The sequence below is a fragment of the Curtobacterium sp. ODYSSEY 48 V2 genome, from assembly GCF_023712625.1.
Lineage (GTDB): Bacteria > Actinomycetota > Actinomycetes > Actinomycetales > Microbacteriaceae > Curtobacterium.
Map to the genome: position 1 here is coordinate 1 of NZ_JAMAXX010000015.1, position 1,797 is coordinate 1,797.

Below are 1,797 nucleotides of genomic sequence, written 5' to 3' on the forward strand. Positions count from 1 at the left end.
CGGTCTAACGCTCGACCCCATGCTGGTGCGGCTAGCGTATGAACAGGTGTGACGCAGGAAGGTAGCTGAGCCAGGCGATGGTATCCGTAAGGTGAACCTGGTGTAAGGATGTAGGGCTGACGATAGGCAAATCCGTCGTCTGTGTGCCTGAGATCCGACGCGTACCCGTAAGGGGAAATCAGTGATCCTATGCTGCCGAGAAAAGCATCGACGCGAGGTTGCAGCCGCCCGTACCCGAAACCGACTCAGGTGGTCAGGTAGAGAATACCAAGGAGATCGAGAGAATCGTGGTTAAGGAACTCGGCAAAATGCCCCCGTAACTTCGGGAGAAGGGGGGCCGGACACGTGATACGACTTCTCGTCGTTGAGCGTTGAAGGCCGCAGAGACCAGTGGGAAGCGACTGTTTACTAAAAACACAGGTCCGTGCGAAGTCGCAAGACGATGTATACGGACTGACGCCTGCCCGGTGCTGGAAGGTTAAGAGGAAGGGTTAGCCCTAGGGCGAAGCTCTGAATTTAAGCCCCAGTAAACGGCGGTGGTAACTATAACCATCCTAAGGTAGCGAAATTCCTTGTCGGGTAAGTTCCGACCTGCACGAATGGCGTAACGACTTCCCAGCTGTCTCAACCGCGAACTCGGCGAAATTGCACTACGAGTAAAGATGCTCGTTACGCGCAGCAGGACGGAAAGACCCCGTGACCTTTACTACAGTTTGGTATTGGTGTTCGGAGTGGCTTGTGTAGGATAGGTGGGAGACTGTGAAGCGGGCACGCTAGTGTTCGTGGAGTCATTGTTGAAATACCACTCTGGTCACTTTGGATGTCTAACGTAGGACCCTGATCGGGTTCATGGACAGTGCCTGATGGGTAGTTTAACTGGGGCGGTTGCCTCCCAAAGAGTAACGGAGGCGCCCAAAGGTTCCCTCAACCTGGTTGGCAATCAGGTGGCGAGTGTAAGTGCACAAGGGAGCTTGACTGTGAGACTGACAGGTCGAGCAGGGACGAAAGTCGGGACTAGTGATCCGGCAGTGGCTTGTGGAAGCGCTGTCGCTCAACGGATAAAAGGTACCTCGGGGATAACAGGCTGATCTTGCCCAAGAGTCCATATCGACGGCATGGTTTGGCACCTCGATGTCGGCTCGTCGCATCCTGGGGCTGGAGTAGGTCCCAAGGGTTGGGCTGTTCGCCCATTAAAGCGGTACGCGAGCTGGGTTTAGAACGTCGTGAGACAGTTCGGTCCCTATCCGCTGCGCGCGTTGGAAATTTGAGAAGATCTATCCCTAGTACGAGAGGACCGGGATGGACGAACCTCTGGTGTGTCAGTTGTTCTGCCAAGGGCACCGCTGATTAGCTACGTTCGGACCGGATAACCGCTGAAAGCATCTAAGCGGGAAGCCGTCTTCGAGATGAGATTTCCATGCACCTTGAGTGTGAGAGGCTCCCAGCAGACTACTGGGTTGATAGGCCGGATGTGGAAGCGGGGACTAACGACCCGTGGAGCTGACCGGTACTAATAAGCCGAAGACTTGACAACACAACTTTTACCGTCGCCCCTTGTGGGTGGCGGGCTCGCGTCCACTTTGTGGTTCCCGACAGACGATCGGGAATCAAACTGAATACTTCAGCAATGCTCTGAAGGAACAATGGTTTGATCCAGGATCTGGGTCGACAGTGTTCCGGTGGTCATAGCGAGAGGGAAACGCCCGGTCACATTCCGAACCCGGAAGCTAAGCCTCTCAGCGCCGATGGTACTGCAAGGGGGACCTTGTGGGAGAGTAGGACGCCGCCGGACTCAAC

General features: G+C 55.3%; 2 rRNA genes. Both read left to right on the forward strand.

Annotation, left to right across the window (positions count from 1 at the left end):
• A 23S ribosomal RNA gene (locus M3666_RS16250) occupies window positions 1-1,534 on the forward strand; the annotation flags it as partial.
• 141 nt (window positions 1,535-1,675) lie between these two features.
• Window positions 1,676-1,792 (forward strand): 5S ribosomal RNA (gene rrf, locus M3666_RS16255).
• Window positions 1,793-1,797: the final 5 nt, after the last annotated feature.